The following is a 24,740-nucleotide window of genomic DNA, read 5'->3' on the forward strand; positions in this document are numbered from 1 at the left end:
CCAAGGCCTCGCGTCCATGCAGCAGGCGTTCGCGAAAGCGGTCGTAGTCGGCCGCCTGGGGCGCATAGAAGGCCTGGAGCCGCTCGGCGTGAGACCCCCGGCGGGGCTGGCCGAGCAGTAGGCGCATCAAGATACGGGCGTCGGTGGCAATCATGCCCTGACGTCCGCGATGTGAAAGCCGGCATAGGTGTGGACGCGGTCGAGGAGACTCAGGCGTTGCGCCAGCTCTGGGTGGAATCGAAGCTGTTTGCGCAGCGGGGTGCGTTCCGCGCCCAACTCGATGCGGTCGAGGTAGGTCGGCGTCGCGTGCGCGCTGCGGAAGATGATGCGGGCGTCTGCGGTCGCGCGCTGCAGGATGGCCTCCCACTCCTCGGTCAAGGCGTCGGGGTAGTAGGAACTCATCCAGTCCATGTGATCGAGGAGGACGAACTTGGAGATCGGCTCTTCCGTGTTGCGAAGGAAATCCGTGACCGTCGAGGTATGCGTCAGGATCCGATCGACGAGTCCGTCCTTCAATGCCGCGAAACTGTCAGGCTTCAGATACTCGGGGCAGCAATCCTCGGTGTAGCGGCCGCGGAGATAGACCGACCAGAAGTAGTTGGAGGAGATGGGCAGCTGTCGGAAGACATACTCGATGGCCTCTTGAACGAAGCCGGCCACACCGCGCAGGTGCTGCGCCTGGACCTCCTTGCGCTGCGGATGCGGCACCCCGAGCATGCTCATGGTCAGCTGTCTTGAGAGCGTCCACTTGACACTGGGTGTCCAGATGAGGGGGCTGACCCGGGTGTCGTAGATGCGGCGCTGATCGTCGAGCGAACTGCTCTCGAAGAGCGCGTGCACGCTTGCCGCAAGGCGGGGGCGCACCTTGAGGTAGGTGTGAAAGAGTCGGGCGACGATTCCGGACAGACCATGGAAATAGAAGCTGCCGTTCGGATTGCCGAACCAGGCGACCCGTCGATCCCAGAACTCGGTCGCGGATCGCGACAGTTCTGCGCGCAGCACGCCCAAGTAGATGTCGCGGAGTTCGGGATGATAGCCATGACCGAAGATGGCGAAAAAATCGGCGTGGTCCAAGCGCCGGATACCCGCGAGCTTGAGTTCCAGCAGGGCGTTCTGACGCGGGTTCGCGTCGACGGCGTGGATGCACCTGGGGCCGGTCAGGGCGTAGTCGAGGACGTTGCATCCAGCGCTGGTGATGACCAGCAGGGTGTCGTCGGGCTTGAGTTCCAGGGCGATCCGATCGACCGCAGGATCTTCCCAGCAGGTGTTGTACACCAGGGCGCGCGAATAGATGGCGTTGAAGACCCGCTGATCGATGCGGTCGGAGAGGGTCGGCTTGGCTCGAACGGGGTGCGTGCTCAGAGTGAAGCTCCCGGCGATGTGGCGCTCCGGCCGCTCGCCATCAAGGTCGATGAAAATCGTGCCAGGATAGGCGCTTGAGATGACCGCGTGATGGCGATTGGAAGACGTCTGCATGGCGGCTGGATGACGCTCATGTTGCGTTGCGGCAATTAGAGCGCACGGTAGCGTTGCTCCCTCCTCGCCTTCGGCTCACAATCGTGGGCTAGGCGTCGCAAACAGCTTGGCTCGCTGCATCAGTCAGCGAGCGGCGGCAGGGCCGTGGACAACAAGAGTCGCGAGGCTCCCATCGTCAGCAAGCCCGCGACCATCCATCCAGTCAATGCAAACTCGGAGAACGATCGATGTCAGACAAGGCCCCCTGGATCACCTTCAGACCAGAGCTCAAAGTGCTCGATTGCACCGTCAGGGACGGGGGGCTCGTGAACGCCCATCAGTTCAGCGACGAGTTCGTCAGAGCCGCCTATCAGGCGTGCGTTGACGCGGGGATCGACTACATGGAGATCGGCTACAAGAACTCGCCCAAGACCTTCCCCAAGGAAAAGTTCGGTCCATGGCGTCACTGCGACGAGGCGGACCTGCAGCGAGTGGTGGGCGACCATGACGCGGAGAAGACTGGGCTCAAGCTCGCGGCCATGGCAGATGCCGGTAAGAGCGATTGGGAGACGCAGATCGTGCCTGCGGCCGAGAGTCCGCTGTCGACGATTCGTGTCGCCTTCTACGCTCACCAGGTCTCAGAGGCGGTGGACATGATTCGCCATGCCGACGCGCTGGGCTACGAGACCACGGCCAATCTCATGGCCGTCTCCAACATCACGGAAGAAGAGATCGACACCGTGCTGGAGGCCATCGCGGTAACGCCGGCGAGCACTATGGTGATCGTCGACAGCTTCGGCTACCTCTACCGCGAGCAGATCGATCGGCTCTACAAGAAGTATGCGGCGGCACTGGAGGGCACCGGCAAGGACATCGGCATCCACGCGCACAACAATCTGCAGCTGGCCTTCGCCAACACCATCGAGGCGATCATCCTGGGCTGCAACCGTGTCGACTCCACCCTGTTCGGCTTCGGGCGCGGCGCGGGCAACTGTCACACCGAGCTGCTGCTGGGCTTCCTGCGTAATCCCAAGTTCGAGGTGCGCCCGATCATCGACGTTATTCAGAAACACATCATGCCGCTCCGCCAAGAGCTGGATTGGGGGCCGTCGATCCCCTACAACATCACGGGCCAGCTCAATCAGCACCCGCGCAGCGCCATCGAGTGGCGGGAAGGGGCGACCCCGGACGATTTCCTGGGCTTTTATGACAAGGTCGTGGCCGAGGTCTGAGACAGGTCTAGCGGGGCGGCCCAGGTCTCTCCGAAGGCATTACGTCGGCTCCCGATGATGGATCGGGGCGACAGGAGCGCTTCAATTCAGCGTCCGGCGCAGCGCCGACTCGAGTGTTTTCGAATCTACCGGGAAAGGGATCGCGGCGAAGATTGGAAAGCGGTCCTCGAGGAGATCGAGCTTGTGTCGATACTCCTCCTGGTAGAAGCAGATGACCTTCACGTCCGGGTGCTTTTGCAGCCTCGCCATGAGTGTCTCGAGGTTGCTGGTCCGATCGCGAAAATCGGACTGGAAGTTGTACTCGGCGACGATGACGTGCGGAATCCATCGCTTGAGAAGTGCCTGCGCGCGACGCTGAGAGTTCACGACCTCGACTTCGAAACCCAGCGAGCGGTAGAGCGGCGTGAGATTCGGATAGCCGCCCAGCTCGATGATGGCGAGCAGCCGGGGCGCGCTCGGGGCCGCCTCCGAGGTCATGCGAAGACCACCCAAGTGGTGGCGATGTACTTTGCGCCTTGCCGTACTTCGGCGGCGCGGTGCTCGTGTGTCCAGAAGGGCGGGAAGAGCACCAGCTTCCCGCACTCTGGCCGGACGCTGATTCCCTGGTGCAGGAACTCGGTCTCCCCGCCTGGACCCGGTACCTCGTTGAGATACCAGAGTGCGACCAGCTGACGCTGACTCAGCTCATGACTGCCGCTGTCGATGTGCCAGTGGTAGTAATCCCCCGCCCGATAGCGCTGGACTTGATAGCCTTCGTCCTTGAAGGGCCCCTTGAAATAGGGGAATGCCGCGCGGAATTCCTTGATCGCGGCTGCGAGCGAGGCGAAGAACATCTGATCTACATCCTTCCATTCGGGCTTGTTACTGACCACCAGATCCCTGGTGCGCTTGATGCTGCTGTTCTCCGTTCGCAGCTGCCCGATGCGCCCGGCGTATTGATGTTGCGGGTTGGCCTCGAAGCGCTCGATCACCGCCTCGCAGAAGGCGGGGGGAAGGGCTAGCGGGCGTTCGAAGATGAAGCTACCAGGCTTCACTTCGCGGATGGTCTTGAGGTCGGGCAAGTTGTGCGCTGTGATGGCAGACATAGATGTCGATCTTCTGGTGGTTGCTTGCCCTATTTTCCGGATGCGCATCCCGGCGGGTCAATCGCGCTCGACTGATTTGCGCGAGCTTGACCGCTCGATGAGCATCGAGAATGTCGCTTGGCCTTGGTCATCAGTTGGGCCGTTAGGGTGGACGAGCGAGAGCGAAATCCACCGAATCCCGCGTCGGCGTTGGTGGACTGCGCTGCGCTTGTCCACCCTAAAGAAGACGACTGGCCGAAACGATGAGCGACGCCTGCCGCTTCTTTGCGTGTTTCATCGCTGAGCCTGACACAGGCGTCTGCTTGGACGCTCGCTACGCGGCACAATGGCCCTCATAGCGGCTGCGCCAGGACCAGCTCGCGGATCGATTGAGCAGATTCGACGCCCTGCTTGCGGTGGATCTCAAGCATGGATTGGGCAAGGCCCAGCCAATGTGTTCGCCCTCGGGCCGAGATCTCGTTGAAGCCCTCCAAACGGCCGTCGCCGAGCCAGTCAAGGTAGACCTGCTGCAGACTGGGGAAGATCTCTTTGCGCATGCTTGTCAGCTGACCCAGGAAAAAGTCGATCGAAGCAGTCTCCGCCTGCTCGGCGAGGGTAGGGAGCGTGACCAGGCAATCGGCGAGATGATCGCGCACGGCGCGTGCCATGATCTCGGCCGGCGTTCCCGCGAGGTCCTGGAGCATGGCACCCCAGGTATCGCCGAGCTGCTGGCCGGCGAGGACTTCTCCTTGCTCATGCAGGAGCAGCGTCTGGATCTGCTGATCGGTCATGGCATCCAGCGAGGCGTCGAGCGCCTCGTCGAAGTCGTAGCAGGCGAAGGCGCGACCCAGGGCGTTGTCCGGTCGGTTCCAGCGCCAGCTCTCCAGCTTCTCCCAGAGCATGCGACGCAGGGATTCGCGACGCACGAAGATGTTCTGTCCCAGGGTCATGGCCGGCGGCGCGGCGAGATCCCTTGCATATTCGCTCGCGACGATGAAGACGGATTGATCTCCCTCGCGCTGGTGCCGCTCGAGATCGCCAAGCACGAAATGGGGTTTGGCACCGCCGCCGAGTCCGCCGCTGTAGACCAAGCCCTGAGGCATCAACTCAGTGTTGATGGCATCGGCGTCGAAGGGGTCGTAGCATTGCCCGTCGATCTCGATGGGGCGCAGCTCGGCCTGCTCGAGCTGCTCCCACAGCTGCTCGCGCGCCTGCAGCCATTCACCGACCTGCTGTCGCTCCAGAGGCGCACCGAAGGGGAGCCGCTGCTCCCAGCGGAAGTACTCGCGCATCTTCATGAGGTAAATGCACAGCGAGTAGTCCGCGCCATGGCGGGCGTCGGAGATGTTGCAGTTGTATTGCACGGTCTCGGCCAGATGATTGAGGGCTGAATTCGTCATCGACTCACCTCTTACGCCTGGGTCGCCCGCGCCTTGCGGGGCGCGCGCCCTGGGCTTGGCTGTCTGTCTTGGTGCTCCGCGCACGGCCAGTCTTGCAGCGGCGCGCAAGCTTCGTAACCTAGGAGAATACTGTGGCCTTACGCATCAAAAGCCATTGGAAGGATGAGGATAGGGAGCGTTCGCTGCCCGAGATCTCCAGTGCGCTTGCCTACATCGCCTGGCGAATCGCCATGGACAAGGCGATCAATCTGCACTGCGAGCGTTTCCTCTATCGCGACGACGCCCAGCGCTTAGCGGTGATTCAGGAGTATCTGGTGTTCCTGATCCAGATCGCGGATCGACTGGCGCATGGCGATTTGGACGATGAGAGTCGCCGCCTGCTCGTGACCGAGTTTGCGAAGAACCTGTTCGCGCATGTTCAGGACAACAGTCAGGATCTGCTCGGGCCCGGCGACTATGGGGGGCCATTCATTGGCCTGCTGAATGCGCGCTCAGGTGATTACGCCGACTATCAGTTCGCCGACGATGGTCCCAGCTATGCTTTCTTGCGTCACCTGGGCTACGAGATCCAGACGCTCATGGGCGACAAGGAAGAAAATCGCTGGGTGATCGATCAGGTCATGGATAAGGACGGCTGGGATGCATACAAGAAGTTCGCCAGGGCTTACCGCGATCTCTTTGAATGAGAGCCTGTCCCAGCCTGATATCGCTCGGTGTGAAAAGGGTTCACCCTCGCGGATCTTCCGAAGGCATCATCGCCGTAAGTGCTCAAGCTGTGTGATGAGGATGCCGCCCAGGATGAGCGCTAGGGCATAGAGATGGTTTGGCTCGGGGCGCTCATGCAAGAAGAAGATGCCGCTCCCGACCGCCCACAGCGGGATCAAGTAGTTGAGCTGTGAGACGAAGGCAGGACCTGCCACCGTCACCAGCCTGAAATAGACGATGGCGGCCAGTGCGGTGGAGAAGATGCCGAGCAACCCGACCGCAATCAGCTCTGAGCGAGCAATTTCGAGCACTGCGACCGACTCGACGCCCGAGAGCGCCGACGGCGTCATGAGCACGGCGGCGATCGAGATCGTTGCCGCAGCCGTGAAGCGAGCGTCGCTGCGCGGACGCAGTCGGGCCAGGATGGAGGAGACCGCGTAGCTGATGGCTCCCGCGAGAACCGCCAGCATGGGTAGGATCTGAGTCTCGCCGTTCATCAGCGCATGCCATGCTGACGGACCCATGAGCACCACCACACCCGAGAAGCCCGACAAGAAGCCACCGATGCGATAGCGCGTGATGCGCTCGCCAGGGATCAGCCAGTGCGCAAGCCCCAGGGTGGCGAGCGGCATCACCGCCATAAGGATCCCTGCAACGCCACTCTCGATGAAGCGCTGGCCCCAAGAGACGAGTGAAAATGGCAGGGCATAGCCAAAGACGGCGATGAGGACCATGAACATCCAGAGGCGCGGGGTGGTCCTCGGTCGATGTCTCAGCGCGAGCGCCACGGGAATGAGCAGCATGGCGGCGACATAGAGTCTTCCCGCGACGACCAGGGCGGCTGGCAGTCCGCTCACCGCCACCTTGGTCAGGGTGAATGCGGAGCCCCAGAGCACCGTCAGCGTGAGCAGCATGGCCCATTCGAGCGGGCCGTGTTTGTGGGTCACGCCAGCTCGCGGTCTCTTTGCGGCTGTCCGGGAGCACTCGTCTGACAGCTCGGGCACCAGTAGGTCGAGCGCGGATTGCGACCGAGCATCTGTCTGACGATGGGCACCCCGCAATGCAGGCAGGGGAGTCCGGAGCGCTTGTAGACCCAGAGGCGACCACGACCGTCCTGGTGCTTGCGGGTGACGCGCGGGCCATCGGACAGGTTGTCCCTGAGCAGCCTCGCGGCGGTCTCGTAGAGCCGTAGAGTCAGCGGAAGCGGGACGTCGCGCAGCCTCGCGAGCGGCGGCACCCCCTGGAGGAAGAGCACCTCGGACTTGTAGACGTTTCCGATGCCGGAGGCAATTCGCTGATCCAACATGAGGTCGACCATGAGTGTGTCTGGCTGTGCCATCTGCGCCAACCGCTGCTCAAGCACTTCGGCGTGGGGCGGATCGCGCGTTAGATCAGGTCCTAAACGTGCTCGTTGGTCGCGCGCGTGGAAGCCCTCCGCATCCGTTAGTTCCACCTCCTTGGCGTTGAAGCAGACGTAGATGCGTTTCTCGAGCCCAAGCACAAGACTGGCCTGCCGCTCGGGCTTTTGCCAAGGCTCCCTCGGCCAGTAGCGGTGCCAGGAGCCATAGAGTCCGAGGTGGGTGCGGATGCTGAGGCCGTCGTCGAGCTGGATGAAGAGGTGCTTACCTTTGCTCGTTACCCGCGTGATCCGGGGGTGATCGGCGGTTGGCTGTGATCTGTGGCGGATCCAAAGCCGCTCGATGCGCTCGCCGAGCAACTCTGGCGCGAGCACGGCAGCAAGCTTGTGGATGGTATCGCCTTCGGGCATTTCAGACTCCTGGGGGCGCTTCGCGGTTCTTCGAGGCGTGATTTGGGTCGAGTGCCTCCTGGCAGCAAGCTGGTCTTGCAATTCGAGCGCTTGAGCGCCATGATCTCGCCGACGCCGCAAGTCTCGTGAATGCGACCCCTCCGCTTGCAGAGACACCTCCGCGATGTAGTCACTCTTTAAGAGGCGATACGCCCTCGTTTAGGATCCCGCTCGGTGTTCACGGCGCGCGCAAGACGCGAGCTTCGACCGAGTCTTTGGAGAACGTCAAGTATGGTTTTAAAGATAGGCGGCGATACGCTAGCGTTGGATGCCGAAATCCGTCGCCAAATCGAGTCAGAAGCCCAGAAGCTCGCCGATCGGTTCCCAGGCGAACGCATCGAAGCTCAAGTCAATGTCCAAGAAGAGTTCGATCAGCTCCACGGCCATCGCGTTCGTTGCGAGTTAAGCGCGAAGCTCGCGTCCAGCCGTCAAGTCGTCGTCCGCGAGGCTCGAAAGACCGCAAAAGAGGCGATCGCCGAGGTGTTCCTGGCTGCACGACGCAATGTGCGCCGGTTACGCCGCCAAAGTGTGATGGGTGTTGCGCCTAAGGCGCCCGCGCCGCCACGCGCCGCTCATGTCGTCACGCGCTGATGCCAGTTGGCTAGGATAAAGCGCAGCACCTCTCCCCGCTCCTGATCCGCATCGTGCGCTCGATCTGCCCACCGATCGTCCCCATCTTCGTCGACAAGGTTCGGCCTCGACTGACTGAGGTCCTTGTTGGCCGACTCTAGAGGGTTACCGCTGGGTGCATGTTACGCACTCTATCGGCGCCACATTCGGTGCGACGGCTCCCGATCTGCTGCGCCCCTATCGTGGCCGGTCGTTTGAAATGAGCAGGGCCTTTTATTCCGCATGAAGATGCCTCCTGCTCGCGATCTCCTCTAGCGTCGATTGCTGCTCAATTGCTGTAAGGAGAGATCCATGAAGGTTGCGATCATTGGCGGAACTGGGTTCGTCGGCTTCCATATCACGCGTCGCCTGGCGGCGGCCGGCCATGTTCCGCGACTCCTCGTGCGGCCCGGAAACGATGGCAAGGTCGCTCAGCCCGGATCCTGTGAGATCGTGCATGGTGAAGTCGGCGACTCCGCTGTATTGGAGGCCTGCCTGACGGGGGCGGATGCGGTCATCTATCTCATTGGTATCTTGCGCGAGTTTCCGGCGCAGGGGATTACCTTCGAGGCGCTCCAGCACCAGGGGGTCTTGGATACTATCGCCGCAGCGCAGAAAACGGGTGTCGGCCGTTTCCTGCTCATGAGCGCCAATGGCGTGCATGGCGACGGCACCAGCTATCAGCGGACCAAGTATCAGGCTGAAATGGCGCTCAAGTCCTCGTCGCTACGCTGGACCATCTTCCGACCCTCGGTGATCTTCGGGAATCCGGAAGGGCGGATGGAATTCTGCTCGCAGCTCAAGAAGGACATCATCGACAGTCCGATCCCGGCACCCTTGTTCTACGAGGGGCTCTTGCCCGTCAATGCCGGGGCCTTCGAGCTGGCGCCCGTCAGCGTCACGGATGTCGCGGATGCCTTCGTGCTGGCGTTGACTGAGTCCAGAACCGAATCCCAGACTTACAGCCTTTGCGGTCCGGAGCGACTCAGCTGGAAGGCGATTCTGACCACCATTGCCGCCGCCGCCGGGAAGACCAAGGTCATGCTGCCGGCGCCCGTGGTGGCGATTCGGGCGACGGCGGCGATGCTGGATCGTTTTCCATGGTTCCCGATCTCACGCGACCAGATCAAGATGCTGATGGAAGGCAACGTCTGCGCTGAGAATGACAGCTTCGCCAGACTTGGGCTGACGCCAACCCGTTTCGCTGTCGAGCAACTCGACTACCTCTGACAGCGCGCTTGCAGTCGCTCCAGTTCTTCCTCGTCGAAGCCGGCGCGACGGCGATCAGCGAGATTCAGAGGGCCGCGAATCTCGCCGGTCATGTATTGGTCGAGCAGACTGAAGTAGTGTGAGCGCGGCTCGAGTCCGCGCGCCTCGCAGAGCGACCGGAGCCAGCGTGATCCGGCCGCGACGTGGCCGACCTCATCGCGCAGGATGATCCTCAGGCGGCTTGCCGTCTCAGGGTCATCCGCAGCCTCGAAGCGCGCGATCATGCCGGGTGTGACATCGAGCCCTCTGGCCTCCAACACGCGTGGGACGAGCGCCATACGAATCAGCGGGTCGTGCGCCGTGCGCTGCGCCATCTCCCAGAGACCATTGTGGGCCGGGAAGTCGCCGTAGTCGTGACCGAGATCGCGCAACCGCTCGCGCAACAAGCCAAAGTGCGTCGCCTCCTCTACGGCGACCCGGATCCAATCCTCGTAGAATTCCCCAGGCATGTCGCGAAAGCGTTGGACGGCATCCCAAGCCAGGTTGATGGCGTTGAATTCGATATGCGCCACGGCGTGAATCATGGCTGCGCGCCCGTCGCGGCTGCTCAGCTTGCGCGCGACAAGCTGGCGCGGCGGCACCAGCTCGAGCTGGGCAGGAAGACCTGCTGTCTCGGTTGTGGCTGCGGCCTGGGTCGCGTCTGGCGAGAGCCGTCCGGTCTGCCAGGCGGTCGCTGTTTGCTCTGTGAGTGCCAGCTTTTGTTCGGGATCGGGCTCCGCCAGGCAGCGGGCCGCGGCGGTGAAGAGGCTTTCAATCGGGGCCTTGCTCACGTCTTGAGTCCTAAAACGATGTCCATCACGTTGGTGCCGGTTGGGCCAGTGCGGACGAGATCGCCGCTGGCCTCGAGCAATGTGCCGGCATCCGCCCGGCTCAAGGCCGCTTGGGCGCTGAGGCCGGTCATTTCCGCGCGATCTAGGGTGTCGGCATCCACCAGGGCTCCGGCGTCTTCGGTCGGGCCGTCGGTGCCGTCTGAGCCGGCGCTGAGCAGGAAGTGGCCTGCATGGCCCGCCAGCTCGATGGCGGCGGCGAGGGCCAGATGCTGGTTTCTCCCGCCGCGTCCCGGGCTGGACGGCAGCTGAACGGTCGGCTCGCCGCCCCAGATATGAAGCCCGCGCTCGCTGGCTAGCAGTGCTTTCGCCAAGTCGCGCCCGAGCGTTGCGGCGTCGCCCTTGAAGCGGTCCTCGTGTAAACGGACTGGCAGCCCGCGGTGGCGGGCCGCTGCAGCGATCGCTAACTTCGCTTGTGAGAGATTCGCCACGATCTCGACCGCAATCATTTCTGGCTGGCATGATCCGCGCTCACGAATGCCTCGATCGACCCATGCAGCGAGCCAATCGGGCAGATCGAGTTGACCGACACGTTGGGCCAGATCAGGCTCAGGGGTCAGGAGGCCCGACCCGATGACCTCGGGCAGGTCGCCGGGAACGTCCGAGATGGCTAAGGCACGCAGGGATCGGCCTTCGAGTTGACGCAGCAGACCGCCGCCCTTGATGAGGGAGAGCGACTTGCGGACCAGGTTCATCGCGGATATCGGGAGCCCGCTTCCCAGCAGCCAGGTGTTGACGCGTTGCAGCTCTGGGAGGCCGATACCTTGAACCGGCGCCTCGACGAGGCTGGAGGCCCCGCCTGAAATCAGAAAGAGGAGCTTGGCATCTGCTGGCAAGGTTCTCAGCGTCGTCAGAAGGTCCTGTCCCGCCTCGAGGCTGCCGTTGTTCGGCACTGGATGCCCCCCGATGCGCACGCGGATGCCGCGTCCTTCGAGCGCTGGAACCTCGGCATGACCGAGCTTGGTAACAACGAGTCCGGCGTCGAGCCGGTCGCCAATGACGTCACTGGCCCCCAAAACCATGGCCTCTGCCGCTTTTCCGATGGCGCAGACCCAGACTGGCTGTTGCATGGGGGTGTTGGCCAAGGCGCTGCGGACGGCGAGACGTCCGTTGACGGCTTTCAGCCCCGCCATCAACAACTCCAGCATCAGTTCGCGTGCTCCAGAGACGGCATCCTGGCTGGCGCTGGTCGATCTGGGTGTCATGGATGGGGCCTGAACCTGTATTCGCCTGAGCTGTCCAATGAGACTAGTGGGACTCGAAGTGTCTTGGGCTTTACGCTCGCTCTGCGCTGCGTCGTGACAGCCCGATTTGCCATTGAAGATCTCGACGACAATACTTCAAAAGACAACTTAGCCTCCTGCCATGGTAACGTGGAGGCCTTATCTCTTGCGAGAGCAGCTGTTCGGGGTTGAACCTCGAGACTCGAGGAGAGTACTGATATGAAGCTCTGTCCGAAATGCGGCCGATCCCGTTGGCCGTTCGTCATGGTCTTCGCGATTGCAGTCTTCATCGCCGGCATGACTTGGCTGATGCTTGGCTTGGCCACCATGGATGCTTGGATGCGCGTGCTCGTTGCGGTCGGGGTCTTTCTTGGTGTCGGTGCTACCTTGCTTCACTATGTTGTGAGCTGCTTGCGCCGACATTGCCGGCATGGGCATGAGTCACCAGCAGCGGCGAAGCCTGCGCTGGGCGGTTGAGTGCTAGGTTGGGCTCATGGCCGATGACAGGCCGCCGATCGGTGATGCTTTGGACCTGCTACAGCTCGGTCCCTGGCCATGGAATGCTGGCGAAAAGGACGGCGGGGAGCGGAGGTTAGTTGCGCTAGGCTGTGCGCGTAACCTGATCGCGTAGATAAATCGGTATGGCTTGCTCTGGAGGCAGTTGGCGGCCGGCGGAGAATTCTGTAGCGGCCAGCGTTGCGATGTCGCGAGCCTCGCAGAATGCCTCTGGGCTGGTCGTTTCCACAGCTCCGCCCATGCGCGCTTGCAGGATGGCTTGGTAGGCCGACCATCCAGGTCCCACCCCCGCCCAACCTTCGCTGGTGGGTGGCAGCGGGGCCCGGTCTGGTGGACAGACGCACTCTTCGCCATGAAGTTCGGCGAGCCCCGCGTCCCCGATCTGGTAACACCCCCAGTAGACCTCATCCATGCGCGCATCCAAGGCTGCAAGCAGGCGGCGCTGGCCCCTGCGTCTGAATTGACCTTGGGCCATGGCGGCGAGCGTTGAGATGGGGATAACCGGCAGATCCGCTGCGAAGGCGGCACCTTGAGTGACAGATGCCGCGATGCGCACTCCGGTGAAAGAGCCTGGTCCCCTGCCGAATGCGATGCCATCAAGCTCGTGGAGCTGCAGCCCTGAATCATCAAGCAGACTCTGCATCATGGACAGGATCAGCTCCCCGTGACGCCGTGGGGCGATCTGTAGCTCCTGTTGCACCCTGTCGTCGACGAGCAGCGCGGCGGAGCAGGCGTCCCCCGAGGTGTCGATCGCCAGCAGCTTCATCCGCAATCAGTCCGATAGGGCGAGACCGGGTGACTGGATGCCAAAGGCGCTAGCGCCGAAGGGACCTTCGATCTCATGGATGTAGGGATAGGGCGGGTGGAGTACCCAGCCCCTGAACGGGCTGTCGAGTGTGCTTTCAAGCTGGCGCGCCGGTCGATCTTCCGATACTTCCACGATAATGAGTCTGATGCGTCCGAGCAAGTTGTGAGGATCATCCAGATGGGTCTGAACCGCCCAGCCCTCGAGTCCGTCCATGAAATACTCGCTCTGCAAGATGGATTCCTTCGTCTTGACGGCGAAGCCGAGCAGGAGCAGAACCTTGTATTCAAAGACCGGATCGAAATCGCCGATGACGTCGGAGTGTGCGCCCGGCTCCCAGGAGCTGCCGACCCGTCGCGACATCAAATAAAGCTGAAGCTCATGCAGGTCTCGCCAAGTCCCGGCTGGCAGGGGTGTCCGCCAGAGCCCCGCGTAGCGGACTTGGCGATTCGCGAAGCGAAAGATGTTGCGGATGGTCCACTGCCGACGGCGTAGCTGGCGACGGCTTGGAAGCGGGTACTCTTGGTCGAATTGGTGCAATGCCTGGAGCAGGTTTACGAACATCAGCCGGCTCAAACGCTGCTCGAGCGTAACACCCGAGCCATGCTCGGCACCCGTGTCCTCGCCCGAATAGGGCTTTGGCAGGCCAGCGCAGGTCTTGAGGAGCGGGACTTTGAGTGTCGAGAGGATGGCGAGTCGGCGTTTGGCGCTGAGGTCTTCCTTACGCAGATTCTCCAAGGCCATCAACAACGCTGGCCCGGATTGCCGTACGCCAGCGCTCTTGAGCATGGCGAGCCAATCCTTCAATTTCTCCAGATTGCCATCGAAGCGCGGTCTCGTGCATTCCCGCATGACGAGCGGTGAAGGCAGCGAGGGTGCATCGAAGCTCAACATGATGCAGCCTCCTGATATCTTGGGCGATACGAATACACCTAGCCCTGAGTCTAGTGGGCCAGGGACGCCTTCGTAAGCGCGGATTGTCCCCTGTTAACCGCAATGCTAGCGATTTGACGCAACCGAGAGTGTCGAACAGGTCGCAGTTCGCCTTTCCCTATCCCCTTCTTGAGCCTGCTCCCCGAGCATGGGTCGAGACGATGCGAAATCACTGGAGGTATCGGCCAGGACCTGCGAATGCTTGAGGTCAGGCGGCGGTCTTGTCGGCGCCGTTCCGCCGAGGGGGCAGTGCTTGGACAGGAATTGCGCGACTCCTGAGCGTCCTGGTGCTCAGTCACCCAAAGTGCTCGGTCACCCAAAGCGTCTCGAAGTCCTGTCCACTTTGCGGTCTGAGGCTCGGGCCGCGCCGGCCTTCTAGTCGAAGGCCTTCAGGATGCCTTGCGTCTCTGCGGCGGCGATCCGCGGGCCGAGCGATGTGACGAGCTTGGCCGAGGCGGCCGAGGCGAGATCGCCAGCGCGTTGGAAGCTCCAGCCTTGGCTGAGTACGTAGAGGAAGGCCCCCGCGAACATGTCTCCGGCGCCGACGGTGTTTACCGCCTCGACCTTGATGGGGTCGATCTCGATCAGCACTTTGCCGTCCCAGACGATGGCCCCCTGAGGTCCCCGTGTAATCGCAAAGCCCTTAGCGATGGTCTTCATGTAGGCCACGGCTTCATTGAGGTCTTCGCTCTCGGCCATGCCCATGGCTTCGAATTCGTTGGCGAAGAGCAGGTCGACGCCCGAGCCGATCATCTCGAGCAGGCCCTCCTTGAAGAATTTCACCATGTTGGGGTCCGACAGGGAGATTGCCGTCTTCACGCTGGCGGCGTCGGCCAGGCGTTTCGCCTCGATGGCGGCGGCGCGCGCGGAGTCAGAGGTGACGAGATAGCCTTCCGTATAGAACCAGTCGGAATCGCGCAGGGCATCTTCGACGATCTCGTTAGCCGAGAGATTGCCGCTTACCCCCAAGAAGGTGCACATGGTACGGTCGCTGTCTGGCGTGACCAGCACGACGCAACGGCCGGTGTGGCCTTGCTGCTTCTCGGTGTGGTGATTGGTGTCGACGCCACCGTCGATGAGGTCCTGCATGTAGAAGTGCCCGAGTTCGTCATCGGCGACCCTGCAGGAGTAGTAGCCTTTACCGCCGAATTGGCTGAAGGCGATGATGGAGTTCGCCGCGGATCCCCCCGAGCCACGCTGATGGTGATGATCCTTGAGATGATTCATGATGCTGGTCTGCTGCTGCTCATCCACCAGGGTCATGACGCCCTTGTCGATGCCGAGGATGCCCAGATCATCGCTGTCGACCTTGTACTCCATATCTACCAGGGCGTTACCGATTCCGTAGATGTGATACTTCGACATGATTTCTCCGTTGGTTGATCGATGAGCTGCTGCATTGTACAGGTCGATGGAGCGGCTTCCGACCCTTTGAGCCGCCCATGACGACTTCGCCCGCTCCCGTGAATGCTGACGCGCCGCCGGTGCTCCGACTGGAGGCGCGCCTGGCCGCGAAATACCGCGGCCGCATCGCCGCGACGCATTCGGCGCCGGCGTGTTCCGCTCAATGGCGCGATTTTCCGACCGATTTTCCGCCGCAGCTTGCCCAGGCGCTGCACGAGCGCGGTATGGAGCGCCTCTACAGCCATCAGCGCGCGGCCTGGGATCTCGCGCGCGCCGGGCGCCACCTGGTGGTGGCGACCCCGACCGCGTCCGGCAAGACGCTCTGCTATAACCTGCCGGTCCTCGAGTCGGTCTTGACGCGCGGGCGCAAGGCCCTCTACCTCTTTCCCACCAAGGCGTTGGCGCAAGATCAGGTCGCCGAACTCATGGAGCTGAGTCGCGCGCTGAGCGCCGCGGGCGGGGCAGGTATCAAGGCCTTCACCTTCGATGGCGATACCCCGGGCGATGCCCGCAAGGCGGTGCGCACGCGCGGCGACATCGTCGTCAGCAATCCGGACATGCTCCACCAGGCCATCCTGCCGCATCACACCAAGTGGGCGCAGTTTTTCGAGGGGCTGGCCTATGTCGTCGTCGACGAGCTGCATAGCTACCGGGGCGTCTTTGGCTCTCATGTCGCCAACGTCTTTCGCCGGCTGAAGCGCATCTGTCGCTTCTACGGGGTGGAGCCGACCTTCATCTTTGCCTCGGCCACCATCGCCAATCCGGCTGAGCTGGCGGAGCGCCTGTGCGGCGAACCGGTCGAGGCGATCCAGGAGAGCGGGGCGCCGCAAGGGGCGCGGCATCTGTTGCTGTGGAACCCGCCCGTCATCAATCCGGATCTTGGTATTCGCGCCTCGGCCAGGTCGCAGACGACCCGCATCGCCCGCATGGCGGCCAAGGTCGGGCTCAAGGCGATCGTCTTCGCCCGCTCGCGGCTGATGGTCGAGGTCATCACCAAGTACCTCAAGGACGTCTTCGACCATGACCCGCGACGTCCCGCTCGGGTGCTGGCCTATCGTGGCGGCTATCTGCCGAGCGAGCGACGCCGCGGCGAGCAGGCGATGCGCGCGGGCAAGGTCAATCTGGTCGTGGCGACCTCCGCGCTGGAGCTGGGCGTCGACATTGGCGCCCTGGATGTCGCCATCCTCAACGGCTATCCGGGTACGGTGGCCGCCACCATGCAGCGTCTCGGGCGGGCAGGGCGCCGGCTGCGGCCATCGCTCGGCGTCCTGGTCGCCACCAGTGACCCGCTGGATCAGTTCCTGGTCCGTCACCCGGAGATGCTCTTCGGTGCCTCGCCCGAGCATGCCCGCATCCACCCGGATCAGCTGTTGATCCTGCTCGAGCATGTGAGATGCGCGGCCTTCGAGCTGCCCTTTCGCGACGGCGACGCCTTCGGCGGCGAGGACTTGGGGGAGATGCTGGGCTATCTGCGCGACGAAGGCGTGCTCCAGCATCAGGGCGATCGTTGGTATTGGGTCGCCGACAGCTATCCGGCCAATGCGGTCTCCCTGCGCTCGGTCGCGGAGGGCAACTTCGTCGTCATCGACACCACCGAGGGTGCCCAGACCATCATCGCGGAGGTCGACTACAGCTCGGCGCCTGGCACCATCTACGCAGGGGCGATCTATATGGTGCAGTCACAGCCCTATCAGGTGGAGCGTTTGGACTGGACCGGGCGCAAGGCCTTCGTCACCCGTACTCGCGCCGATTACTATACGGACGCGATCGACTACACCAGGCTCAAGATCCTGGACCGCTTCGAGGGGGCGGTCCTCGGGCGCGGCGTTGCGGCCAATGGCGAGGTGCATCTGGTGCGCCGCTATCCGGGCTACAAGAAGATCCGTTATTACAGCCATGACAACATCGGCTATGGCAATATTGATCTTCCCGATCAGGAGATGCATACGACCTCTGTTTGGTGGCAGGCCGAGCCGAGTGCCTTGGAGGCCGCCTTGCCGGACCGTCAGCAGGCGATTGAGGGCTTCCTGGGTGCGGCCTATGCCCTGCATCATGTCGCGGCGCTCAGGTCGATGGCCGAGCTGCATGACCTCGGGCGCGCGGTGGGGGACGGTCAAGGAACCTGGTTTGCCGTGGTCGGTGGCGATGGGCGTGGGCAGATGCGCGGGCCTGGCAACGATGCCATGGATCCGGCGGAGCAGGATCGCTTCGAGCCGACCCTCTTTCTCTATGACAATTACCCTGGCGGGGTGGGGCTTTCCGCGCCGCTCTTCGATGCCGCAGGACAGCTGGTCGGCGACGCGCGCGATCTCGTCGTCGGTTGCTCATGCGCCGCAGGCTGTCCGGCTTGCGTCGGCCCGGTCCTGCCGGGGGATGAGGAGCGCGCGCTCACGCCGCGTCAGGCCGCACTCGCGGTGTTGGAGCTTTTGTTATGTCGCGAAGGATAAATGCAGCGCTGCTGATCGGGCTCATCGGCACGCCAATCGCCGGCTCAATGGTCGCTATGGACTATGGTCGTGCCCTGTGGGGCGACGATCAGATCTGGTGGACGCCGCGCACCCAGGCGCTTGCGCTCGAGGAGACGGACTCCAACGTCCGGATCTATTTGGAGAACGAGCCCTTGCGTCACCATTTGGAGCGCTCGTCATTGACGGCCTTGGGCCAGGACGGTATGGCCTATTTCGTCACGCCGGACCTCTTCCGCGTGCGGATCAACAACTGGGATCGCGTCAAGGCGGGCTATCTGCATGCTGCGGTCTATTCGGCCTTCGGCTTGGGCGTCGCGCTGACCTGCTTGGTCCTGGGGCTGATTCAGTTCTTCCGAGAGCCGCCACAGTCGCGGCGGCGAGTCGCTGGTGCGCGGCCCCGATCGATCCGTCGCTGACCGCCTGAGGCGCCTTCGGGGGCAAAGCGGACTGCCCGAGGCGACTGCGCAACCGCCGTTGACCGCGTCGCCTGAGCAGGCGTCTTTCTCAGACCGCGTGCGCAGGCTGATGGTCGGCCCTCAAGGGGCTCGTCCAAAGACGGGAGACGCGGCTGCATTGGCGGAGCAGCTGGGCGCGGAGCCCATCGCGCCTGGGGTTCTGCTAATCGAACGGCGGCTTGGCGCGCGTCTGCGCCATGGTCGTGTTCTGCTCAAGCCCGAGGTCGCCGAGGGGGCGCGGGTGCCGCCTAGCTTGATCGAGCTTGCTTGGCGCGAGCCCTCTCCCGATTCCGCACCGAGTCGCCTGCTGTTCTTGGATACCGAGACCAGTGGGCTGGCCGGCGGCACCGGGACCTGGGCCTTCTTGACCGGCATCCTGATCGGAGCGCCGGATACCTTGATCCTGCGTCAGTACCTGCTCACCAGCCTGGACGCCGAGTCGGCCTATCTGGATGCGGTGGGCGGTGAGCTGTCAGCGCCAGCGACGCTCGTGAGCTACAACGGCCGTGCCTTCGACGCGCCCTTGCTGACGACGCGCTTTCGTCTTTGCGGTCAGCCCGATCCGCTCGGCCAACTCTGGCATCTCGATCTCCTGGCGCCGGTGCGCCGCGCCTTCGGCCGCGTCTGGCCCGATTGCAGACTCATGAGCGCCGAGTCGAAGCTTCTCGGGTTCGCGCGTGAGGATGACTTGCCGGGATCGGCGGCGCCTGCCGCTTGGCTCGGTTGGATTCAGCGGGGGGAGATGGCGGCGCTCGGGGGTGTCCTACGCCACAACCGCTGGGATCTGCTCTCCTTGGCCGGACTCATCCCCGTGCTGGGCGAGGCCTTCGAGGATCCCGGATGCCATGGCGCGGATACGCATGCTGTCGCGCGACATCACTGGGCCCAGGGGCGTCTGGGGCAGGCTCTGAGTCTGTTGGAGGCCGACTCCAGTCGGCTGACCGACACTGGGCTCATGGACCTTGCCGATCTCTATCGCCGCCAGGACCGCTGGGCCGACTGCTGCGCCATCTGGCAGCGGCTCGCGAGCCAGGGCAGCCAAGATGCGCTGAGCGCATTGGCCAAGTATCACGAGCACAAGCGTCATGACCTACCGCTTGCGCTCGAATACGCGGAGGCATTGGCCCCGAGCGCGGAGCGCGAACACCGCTGCCAGCGGCTGCGTCGGAAGCTCCAGGGCTGAGCCTGTTGGCGCTGCCTGTCACCTGAGAGACAATCCTGACTGCCACCTGCCACCTGCCACCTGCCACCTGCCACCTGCCACCTGCCACCTGCCAACTGCCAACTGCCCTCACCCCGAAGCCTCGGTCTTAAGCTCCGGTCCGACCGCCAGAAGTGTCGCGGCCGTGGCCTTTGGCACGATCGAGGCGTCGCCGCGCGCCAGTTCGCGGCCCTGGTCGAGGACGAGCACCTGATCGACCCAGTCCAGGCCGGCCGGACGATGGGTAATCAAGAGGACCGTTCGGTCGGTCATGAGCTTCGCCAATGCCTGCATGAGGTCGCGCTCGGTGGCCGCATCCAGCCCTTCGGTTGGCTCGTCGAGCAGCAGAATCGGGGCGTCCTTCAGCAGCGCCCGTGCCACTGCGATGCGACGACCCTGGCCGCCGGAGAGCCGGACGCCCGTTTCGCCGACCCAGGTGTCATAGCCGTCGGGCAGCTCGCTGATGAAGTCGTGGATCTGAGCGACCCGACAGGCCGCTTCAAGCGCACCCTGGGATGCCTCGGGGTTGGCGATCAGCAGATTCTCGCGAATGGTGGTATCGAAGAGGTAGGTGTGTTGGCTGACGACCGCGATATGGCGTCTGAGGTCGTCGCCATGGAAATCGAGCACGTCCTTGCCGCCGATGCGAATGGCACCCGAGTCAGGCGCCCAGAATCGCAGCAAGAGGTTGAATAGGGTGCTCTTGCCGGATCCGGTCGCCCCGATCACCGCTGCGCGACTACCCGCGGGAACCTGGAGCGAGATCTCAGCGAGGGCGGGCTTGCTGCTGCCTGGATAGTTGAAGGTGACCTGCGCCAGCTCGATGTCGAAGCGCGCTGGCATTGGTGAGATGCCGCTGGGGGCAGGGACGGCGGGCTGCGTATCTACGATCGCGAACAGGCGGCGTGCTGCGGCGAGGGTGCGGCCCAGCATTTGAAAGGCCTGGGGCAGGGGGGCTACGGCCTCGAAGCTCGCAAGCGTAAAGAGCGCGAGCATCGCCAGCTGCGGCGGGAGGATCCGCCCATCATGCACCATGGGGATGGCCAGCCATAGGAGCGCCCACAGGCTCAGGCTCGCGCACAGACCGACGGCGGCCTGGGTGAGGCCGTGATCGCTGCTGAGTCGGGTTTGATCCGTGACCAGGCGGCGGCTGATATCGTCGATGCGCAGTGCTTGGCGCTCGGTCATGCCGTAGAGCGTGAGTTCGGCCATCCCTTGCACGCCGTCGACGACGGCGGTTCGCAGGGCCCCTTCCTCCTCGGCGATGCGCTGCCCCGGGGCTTGCCCGCGCCTCTGTGACCAAATCGGTAGGCCGACGCCCGCGAGGAGGAGGAAGCTCAGCCCAGAGACAGCCAGCAAGGGATGATAGAAGAGTAGGAAGAGGGTGAAGAGGAAGATACTGACGTTGGCGACCACGACCGGCACCAGAACGCGCACGTAGAGGTTATCCAATGCGTCGATATCCGCGCGGATGCGACTGAGCAGGTCACCGCTGTGATATTGCTGCAGACGCGCGGGTGCCAGGGGCTCCAAGTGCCGGTAGAACCAGACACGCAGGCTCGCGATGAGCCTGAAGGTTGCCTCATGATTGATCAGGCGCTCGCCATAGCGGCCCCCGGTGCGAATCATGGCGCTGCCGCGGATGAGGGCGGCCGGCGTGAAGTAGTTCATGGCGACACCTGAGATGCCGGCTGCGGCCATTGCCGTCAGGAACCAGCCGGCTGCGGCCATGAGCGTCACGTTGGCAATCAGGGTCAGAATGGCGGCCAGCGTCCCCAGTAGCATCCAGCCTCGATAAGGCCGGAACAGCAGCCATAGGCGTTTCAGCTCTGTCATGCGCGATCCCCAGTTTCGGCCTGCGAGGCCGATGCGGCCTCGGGACCGCCGTAGGCGGTGATCATTCGAGAGTAAAGCCCCGCAGCCCCGGCAAGCTCCTGGTGGGTCCCTTGCTCGACGATACGCCCCTGGTCGAGCACCAGGATGCGGTCGGCGCCGCGCACGGTTGCGAGCCGGTGAGCGACAACCAAGAGGGTGCGGTCTTGTGCGAGTTCGTCGATGCCTTCCTGCACCAGGCGCTCGCTCTCCGGATCTAGGTTTGCCGTCGCCTCGTCCAGCACGACCAAGGGTGCGTCACGCAAGAAGGCGCGGGCGAGGGCGATGCGCTGGATCTGGCCGCCTGATAGGCCAGCGCCGCGCTCGCCGACAAGGCTGTCGTAGCCGGAATCGAGCCTCTCGATGAATTGATCCGCGCGAGCCCGACGCGCCGCATTGCGCACCGCCTCGACATCGGCGTCGGGTGCTCCCAGTTTGATGTTGTCGGCGATCGTGCCCTGGAACAGCCGGGGCTGCTGAGGCACCCAGGCGAGATGGCGGCGCCAATCGTCCAAGTCGAGGTCGGCGACATCTTGCTCGCCCACGAGGATACGGCCCGTGGTTGGGGTCAAGAATCCGAGCAGCAAGCTCACCACCGTCGTCTTGCCGGCGCCGCTGGTGCCGACCAGGGCGATGCGTTGGCCTGGCGGAATGTCGAAGGTCAGTCCCCGAAGGGCCTCCCGGCCAGCTTCGTAGCTGAAATGCACGGCGTCGAATCGGATCCCGAGCGGGCGTGTGGCGGCGAGCGGCTGGGTGCCCTGATTGGCTTGTTGCGGCTCGGTCTCGAGGATTTCGATGAGGCGCTCGGCTGCTGCGACCGCACCCATCTTGGCGTGGTATTGCGTGCCGAGATTGCGTAAAGGCGCGTAGAACTCCGGCGCGAGCATGAGGACGAAGAGCCCTTGCAGATAGCCGATGTCGGGGATCGCGATCCAGGGCGGCACGGGAACCGCCAGGTCGTAGAGACGGAATCCAATGAAGACGGCAACCAGGGCGATGCCGACGCTGGCGAAGAACTCGAGGACAGCGGAGGAGAGGAAGGCAATCCGCAGCACTTGCATGGTGCTGGCGCGATAGTCGTCCGAGACACGGGCAATGACATCGACCTCGCGGCGGCTTGCGCCGAAGAGCTTCAGCGTTGTCAGGCCCTGGATGACATCGAGAAAATGGGCGCTCATGCGCGTGAGCTGCTTCCACTGACGTTGATTGCGTGCCTCCGCGCCTGAACCAATGATGATCATGAACAAGGGGATCATTGGCGCGGTCACCAGGAGCACGAGCCCTGCCAGCCAGTCGGTTGGAATGACGGCGGTCAGGATGGCCAACGGCAGAATCATCACCAGGGTCATCGCTGGCAGGAAGCGCGCATAGTAGCCCTCCAGATCGTCGATCCCCTTGGTCAGGGTTTCGACCAGGGCGCCGCTGCGCTGGCCGGCGAGGTAGCTGGGGCCCAGTGTTTGTAGGTGTCGGTAGACCTGATCGCGCAGGTTGATACGCACGTTCGCCGCAGCCTGGAAGGCCGATCGCTCGGCCAGCCAGACGATGGCGGCTCTAGCGAGGAAGACACCGAGCAGGCTCCAGAGCCATGGTTGAACAGCGGCGAGATCCGCTTGCGCGAAGATGACGCCGTTGAGGACGACGGCGAGCAGCCATGCCTGTACGATGGCGACGAGGCCATTGGTGGTGCTCAGCCAAATGCTATGGGCGAGTGCTTTACCCGCGAGTGGCCGTTGCGACTTGAGCCAGGCTGTGACTGACATAGGTGGTCGTTCTCAGGGCCTCGATGGTTTTCGAAGCCGAGAGGATACGGAACCACGGGCGGGATCGCCAATGCGGATTCGCGAAATTCCCGTCATCTTAGAAAGCATCGAGCGACGCGCGATGGGGCGTTAAGGCGAAGCTCAGCTAGTGAATAGAGGGTCTAGTGCCCCTGCGGATAATATGGTTGCGCGATGACCTTGGGTTGACGGTGTCGCTAGCGGAGAGAATCGAACGCTGATCCTGCACGTGGTTGTCTAGCGGCTGGATTCGATCGCGTCACGCTCGACACCGTGTTTTGCCATGAGGCGGTAGAGGGTCATCCGCGACACGCCCAGGTCCTGCGCGGTGCGGGTCACATTGCAGGCATTGCGCTCCAAAGCGTACTCCAGGTTGCGCTTCTCCGATGCCTCGCGCGCACTCTTGAGGGTGCCGATGACATATCTTCCAGTCGAAGCGCCGTTGTGCTTCTCCGTGGCGTTTCTCCCGCGCCCGGCATAGCTGCCAATCGCGCCCCGGCTTTGGCCCTGGATCTTGAGATCCGAAGCGCGAATGGTGATGCCTTGGCAGCTGAGGGCCGCTTGAAAGATAACGCTGCGCAGCTCGCGCACGTTGCCAGGCCAGGGGTGGCAGCGCAGCGCAGCGACGGCGTCCTTCGCCAGATTGAGTTGGCGGGTGCCAGCCTCACGTGCGGCCTCGTCGAGGAAGTGCTGCGCGAGCAGCTCGATGTCGTCGCCACGCTCGGACAGTGGCGGCGTCTCGACCGTCAGAAAGGCCAGCCTGTAGTAGAGGTCGGCGCGAAAGCGCTTGTCTTCGATTGCTTGCTCTAGATGGACATTGGTCGACGCCAGGACGCGTACATCAACATGCCTTCCGCGGGTGCTGCCGATGGGCGTGACGATCTTGTCTTCCAGAAAGCGCAGCAGTGTGGCTTGGGACTCCATCGGCATGTCGCCGATCTCGTCGAGAAAAAGGGTGCCTCCGGCAGCGCTTTGGATGTAGCCGGCCTTGCGGGCGTTCGCGCTGGTGAAGGAGCCCTTTTCGTGGCCGAAAAGCTCCGATTGCAGCAGCGCTGGCGGGATCGCCGCGCAGTTGATGGCGACATAGGGGCCACTGGACCGCTCGGAGTGATCATGGATCGCCCGGGCCGCCAACTCTTTTCCTGTGCCGGTCGGTCCAGTGACGAGCACGGATACGTCTGATTCGGCGGCGTGCTGAAGCATCCGGTAGAGGTGGCGCATCGGAGGGCTTTCACCGACGAGTCCAAAGCGGCTCGGGGCCTTATTGATCTCCCGGTGATGGGCGAACTCGCGCTCTAACCGCGCCATGCCGTAGGCGTGGCCTAGGACTGTGGTGAGTCGATTCCCCTCGAGTGGGTAAACATGGAAGTCATAGATATGGGTGGCCACGAAGTGCTTGATGTCATGCTCGCAAAGCTGCTGTTCCGACAGCACCGCCACCCACTTCAGTTGTGGTAGTCCTGCAACGATTTGTTGTAAGTGCTCGTCAATGCGGGTGTCACGCAATTGAGGGAAGAGGACGATGCCGACGAGAAGGTGCTTGTCGGTGGCTAATTTAACAGCCGTGTCGGAGTCTCTGGCATAGCAGGCGGACCACTCACTATCGCTTAGGGAGCGAGCGACGTCATCGGCTAAATTATCTTTTGAAACAACAAGTAGCTCGCGCATTTTAGTATATCCATGGCTGATCGGATGGCGTTCGAGCAGATTCTCGCTG

General features: G+C 63.1%; 22 protein-coding genes. 8 read left to right on the forward strand and 14 right to left on the reverse strand.

Annotated elements, in window-relative coordinates; all coding sequences use genetic code 11:
* Positions 1-150 precede the first annotated feature (150 nt).
* Positions 151-1,476: a BtaA family protein gene (locus G3480_RS12645; protein WP_164654253.1), complete on the reverse strand. Its 1,326-nt coding sequence runs from the start codon at positions 1,474-1,476 to the stop codon at positions 151-153.
* A 227-nt stretch (positions 1,477-1,703) separates the two neighbouring features.
* On the opposite strand from G3480_RS12645, the gene G3480_RS12650 reads away from it, so the two are divergent.
* Positions 1,704-2,687, forward strand: coding sequence for an aldolase catalytic domain-containing protein (locus tag G3480_RS12650; RefSeq protein ID WP_164654254.1), 984 nt, complete (start codon positions 1,704-1,706; stop codon positions 2,685-2,687).
* Positions 2,688-2,768: 81 nt separating this feature from the next.
* On the opposite strand, the gene G3480_RS12655 is transcribed toward G3480_RS12650, so the two are convergent.
* From G3480_RS12655 to G3480_RS12665, 3 genes are all read right to left on the reverse strand, one after another.
* Positions 2,769-3,164, reverse strand: a complete 396-nt coding sequence (locus G3480_RS12655; RefSeq protein ID WP_164654255.1) for a hypothetical protein — start codon at positions 3,162-3,164, stop codon at positions 2,769-2,771.
* Positions 3,161-3,772: a 2OG-Fe(II) oxygenase family protein gene (locus G3480_RS12660; RefSeq protein WP_164654256.1), complete on the reverse strand. Its 612-nt coding sequence runs from the start codon at positions 3,770-3,772 to the stop codon at positions 3,161-3,163. The genes G3480_RS12655 and G3480_RS12660 overlap by 4 nt, the downstream gene beginning before the upstream one ends.
* A gap of 332 nt (positions 3,773-4,104) precedes the next feature.
* The gene (locus tag G3480_RS12665; protein WP_164654257.1) at positions 4,105-5,151 is read right to left on the reverse strand and encodes an Sfum_1244 family protein; all 1,047 of its coding nucleotides are present in this window, start codon (positions 5,149-5,151) and stop codon (positions 4,105-4,107) included.
* A gap of 131 nt (positions 5,152-5,282) precedes the next feature.
* Between G3480_RS12665 and G3480_RS12670 the strand changes: the two genes are divergently transcribed.
* On the forward strand, positions 5,283-5,837 hold the full coding sequence (locus tag G3480_RS12670) for a hypothetical protein (protein ID WP_164654258.1): 555 nt from the start codon (positions 5,283-5,285) through the stop codon (positions 5,835-5,837).
* Between the two features lie 66 nt (positions 5,838-5,903).
* Here G3480_RS12670 and G3480_RS12675 read toward each other — a convergent pair whose 3' ends face one another.
* Positions 5,904-6,803 (reverse strand): DMT family transporter, encoded by a 900-nt coding sequence (locus tag G3480_RS12675; RefSeq protein WP_338114130.1) that lies wholly within the window; start codon positions 6,801-6,803, stop codon positions 5,904-5,906.
* The gene (locus G3480_RS12680; RefSeq protein ID WP_164654259.1) at positions 6,800-7,624 is read right to left on the reverse strand and encodes a DNA-formamidopyrimidine glycosylase family protein; all 825 of its coding nucleotides are present in this window, start codon (positions 7,622-7,624) and stop codon (positions 6,800-6,802) included. The genes G3480_RS12675 and G3480_RS12680 overlap by 4 nt, the downstream gene beginning before the upstream one ends.
* Positions 7,625-7,894: 270 nt before the next feature.
* Between G3480_RS12680 and G3480_RS12685 the strand changes: the two genes are divergently transcribed.
* On the forward strand, positions 7,895-8,254 hold the full coding sequence (locus G3480_RS12685) for an HPF/RaiA family ribosome-associated protein (RefSeq protein WP_164654288.1): 360 nt from the start codon (positions 7,895-7,897) through the stop codon (positions 8,252-8,254).
* Positions 8,255-8,584: 330 nt separating this feature from the next.
* Positions 8,585-9,502: an NAD(P)H-binding protein gene (locus G3480_RS12690; RefSeq protein WP_164654260.1), complete on the forward strand. Its 918-nt coding sequence runs from the start codon at positions 8,585-8,587 to the stop codon at positions 9,500-9,502.
* Here the strand turns inward: G3480_RS12690 and G3480_RS12695 are convergent.
* Positions 9,493-10,311: a ferritin-like domain-containing protein gene (locus tag G3480_RS12695; protein ID WP_338114131.1), complete on the reverse strand. Its 819-nt coding sequence runs from the start codon at positions 10,309-10,311 to the stop codon at positions 9,493-9,495. The genes G3480_RS12690 and G3480_RS12695 overlap by 10 nt on opposite strands.
* Entirely contained in the window at positions 10,308-11,573 is a 1,266-nt protein-coding gene (locus tag G3480_RS12700; protein WP_164654261.1) for a glycerate kinase type-2 family protein, read from the reverse strand. The genes G3480_RS12695 and G3480_RS12700 overlap by 4 nt, the downstream gene beginning before the upstream one ends.
* A gap of 237 nt (positions 11,574-11,810) precedes the next feature.
* Here G3480_RS12700 and G3480_RS12705 point away from each other — a divergent pair, with 237 nt between their 5' ends.
* Positions 11,811-12,068, forward strand: a complete 258-nt coding sequence (locus G3480_RS12705) for a hypothetical protein (protein WP_164654262.1) — start codon at positions 11,811-11,813, stop codon at positions 12,066-12,068.
* 124 nt (positions 12,069-12,192) lie between these two features.
* On the opposite strand, the gene tsaB is transcribed toward G3480_RS12705, so the two are convergent.
* The 3 genes from tsaB to G3480_RS12720 form a co-directional block, all read right to left on the reverse strand.
* Positions 12,193-12,873 carry a tRNA (adenosine(37)-N6)-threonylcarbamoyltransferase complex dimerization subunit type 1 TsaB gene (gene tsaB / locus G3480_RS12710; RefSeq protein WP_164654263.1) on the reverse strand — a complete coding sequence of 227 codons (681 nt, stop codon included), beginning with the start codon at positions 12,871-12,873 and terminating at the stop codon, positions 12,193-12,195.
* Positions 12,874-12,879: 6 nt separating this feature from the next.
* Positions 12,880-13,806, reverse strand: a complete 927-nt coding sequence (locus tag G3480_RS12715) for a hypothetical protein (RefSeq protein WP_164654264.1) — start codon at positions 13,804-13,806, stop codon at positions 12,880-12,882.
* 414 nt (positions 13,807-14,220) lie between these two features.
* Complete coding sequence (locus tag G3480_RS12720) at positions 14,221-15,210, reverse strand: adenosine kinase (RefSeq protein ID WP_164654265.1); 990 nt, start codon at positions 15,208-15,210, stop codon at positions 14,221-14,223.
* A 77-nt stretch (positions 15,211-15,287) separates the two neighbouring features.
* Here G3480_RS12720 and G3480_RS12725 point away from each other — a divergent pair, with 77 nt between their 5' ends.
* The 3 genes from G3480_RS12725 (at position 15,288) to G3480_RS12735 (ending at position 19,355) form a co-directional block, all read left to right on the forward strand.
* Positions 15,288-17,696, forward strand: coding sequence for a DEAD/DEAH box helicase (locus G3480_RS12725; RefSeq protein ID WP_164654266.1), 2,409 nt, complete (start codon positions 15,288-15,290; stop codon positions 17,694-17,696).
* Complete coding sequence (locus G3480_RS12730) at positions 17,681-18,133, forward strand: hypothetical protein (RefSeq protein WP_164654267.1); 453 nt, start codon at positions 17,681-17,683, stop codon at positions 18,131-18,133. Before G3480_RS12725 ends, G3480_RS12730 begins: the two co-directional genes overlap by 16 nt.
* Positions 18,134-18,290: 157 nt before the next feature.
* Positions 18,291-19,355 carry a ribonuclease H-like domain-containing protein gene (locus G3480_RS12735; protein WP_164654268.1) on the forward strand — a complete coding sequence of 355 codons (1,065 nt, stop codon included), beginning with the start codon at positions 18,291-18,293 and terminating at the stop codon, positions 19,353-19,355.
* 108 nt (positions 19,356-19,463) lie between these two features.
* On the opposite strand, the gene cydC is transcribed toward G3480_RS12735, so the two are convergent.
* From cydC to G3480_RS12750, 3 genes are all read right to left on the reverse strand, one after another.
* Positions 19,464-21,209, reverse strand: a complete 1,746-nt coding sequence (gene cydC, locus G3480_RS12740) for a thiol reductant ABC exporter subunit CydC (protein WP_164654269.1) — start codon at positions 21,207-21,209, stop codon at positions 19,464-19,466.
* On the reverse strand, positions 21,206-23,005 hold the full coding sequence (gene cydD / locus G3480_RS12745) for a thiol reductant ABC exporter subunit CydD (RefSeq protein WP_164654270.1): 1,800 nt from the start codon (positions 23,003-23,005) through the stop codon (positions 21,206-21,208). Before cydD ends, cydC begins: the two co-directional genes overlap by 4 nt.
* Positions 23,006-23,260: 255 nt before the next feature.
* Entirely contained in the window at positions 23,261-24,691 is a 1,431-nt protein-coding gene (locus tag G3480_RS12750; protein WP_240905786.1) for a sigma-54 dependent transcriptional regulator, read from the reverse strand.
* Between the last annotated feature and the right edge of the window lie 49 nt (positions 24,692-24,740).

Source organism: Thiorhodococcus mannitoliphagus (assembly GCF_010915725.1).
Classification (GTDB): domain Bacteria; phylum Pseudomonadota; class Gammaproteobacteria; order Chromatiales; family Chromatiaceae; genus Thiorhodococcus; species Thiorhodococcus mannitoliphagus.

Excerpts from the sequence above, each read along its gene's own strand:
- G3480_RS12645 (WP_164654253.1), bottom strand. The coding sequence starts at position 1,476 with ATGCAGACGTCTTCCAATCGCCATCACGCGGTCATCTCAAGCGCCTAT.
- G3480_RS12650 (WP_164654254.1), top strand. The coding sequence starts at position 1,704 with ATGTCAGACAAGGCCCCCTGGATCACCTTCAGACCAGAGCTCAAAGTG.
- G3480_RS12655 (WP_164654255.1), bottom strand. The coding sequence starts at position 3,164 with ATGACCTCGGAGGCGGCCCCGAGCGCGCCCCGGCTGCTCGCCATCATC.
- G3480_RS12660 (WP_164654256.1), bottom strand. The coding sequence starts at position 3,772 with ATGTCTGCCATCACAGCGCACAACTTGCCCGACCTCAAGACCATCCGC.
- G3480_RS12665 (WP_164654257.1), bottom strand. The coding sequence starts at position 5,151 with ATGACGAATTCAGCCCTCAATCATCTGGCCGAGACCGTGCAATACAAC.
- G3480_RS12680 (WP_164654259.1), bottom strand. The coding sequence starts at position 7,624 with ATGCCCGAAGGCGATACCATCCACAAGCTTGCTGCCGTGCTCGCGCCA.
- G3480_RS12685 (WP_164654288.1), top strand. The coding sequence starts at position 7,895 with ATGGTTTTAAAGATAGGCGGCGATACGCTAGCGTTGGATGCCGAAATC.
- G3480_RS12690 (WP_164654260.1), top strand. The coding sequence starts at position 8,585 with ATGAAGGTTGCGATCATTGGCGGAACTGGGTTCGTCGGCTTCCATATC.
- G3480_RS12700 (WP_164654261.1), bottom strand. The coding sequence starts at position 11,573 with ATGACACCCAGATCGACCAGCGCCAGCCAGGATGCCGTCTCTGGAGCA.
- G3480_RS12705 (WP_164654262.1), top strand. The coding sequence starts at position 11,811 with ATGAAGCTCTGTCCGAAATGCGGCCGATCCCGTTGGCCGTTCGTCATG.
- tsaB (WP_164654263.1), bottom strand. The coding sequence starts at position 12,873 with ATGAAGCTGCTGGCGATCGACACCTCGGGGGACGCCTGCTCCGCCGCG.
- G3480_RS12715 (WP_164654264.1), bottom strand. The coding sequence starts at position 13,806 with ATGTTGAGCTTCGATGCACCCTCGCTGCCTTCACCGCTCGTCATGCGG.
- G3480_RS12720 (WP_164654265.1), bottom strand. The coding sequence starts at position 15,210 with ATGTCGAAGTATCACATCTACGGAATCGGTAACGCCCTGGTAGATATG.
- G3480_RS12725 (WP_164654266.1), top strand. The coding sequence starts at position 15,288 with ATGACGACTTCGCCCGCTCCCGTGAATGCTGACGCGCCGCCGGTGCTC.
- G3480_RS12730 (WP_164654267.1), top strand. The coding sequence starts at position 17,681 with ATGTCGCGAAGGATAAATGCAGCGCTGCTGATCGGGCTCATCGGCACG.
- cydC (WP_164654269.1), bottom strand. The coding sequence starts at position 21,209 with ATGACAGAGCTGAAACGCCTATGGCTGCTGTTCCGGCCTTATCGAGGC.
- cydD (WP_164654270.1), bottom strand. The coding sequence starts at position 23,005 with ATGTCAGTCACAGCCTGGCTCAAGTCGCAACGGCCACTCGCGGGTAAA.
- G3480_RS12750 (WP_240905786.1), bottom strand. The coding sequence starts at position 24,691 with ATGCGCGAGCTACTTGTTGTTTCAAAAGATAATTTAGCCGATGACGTC.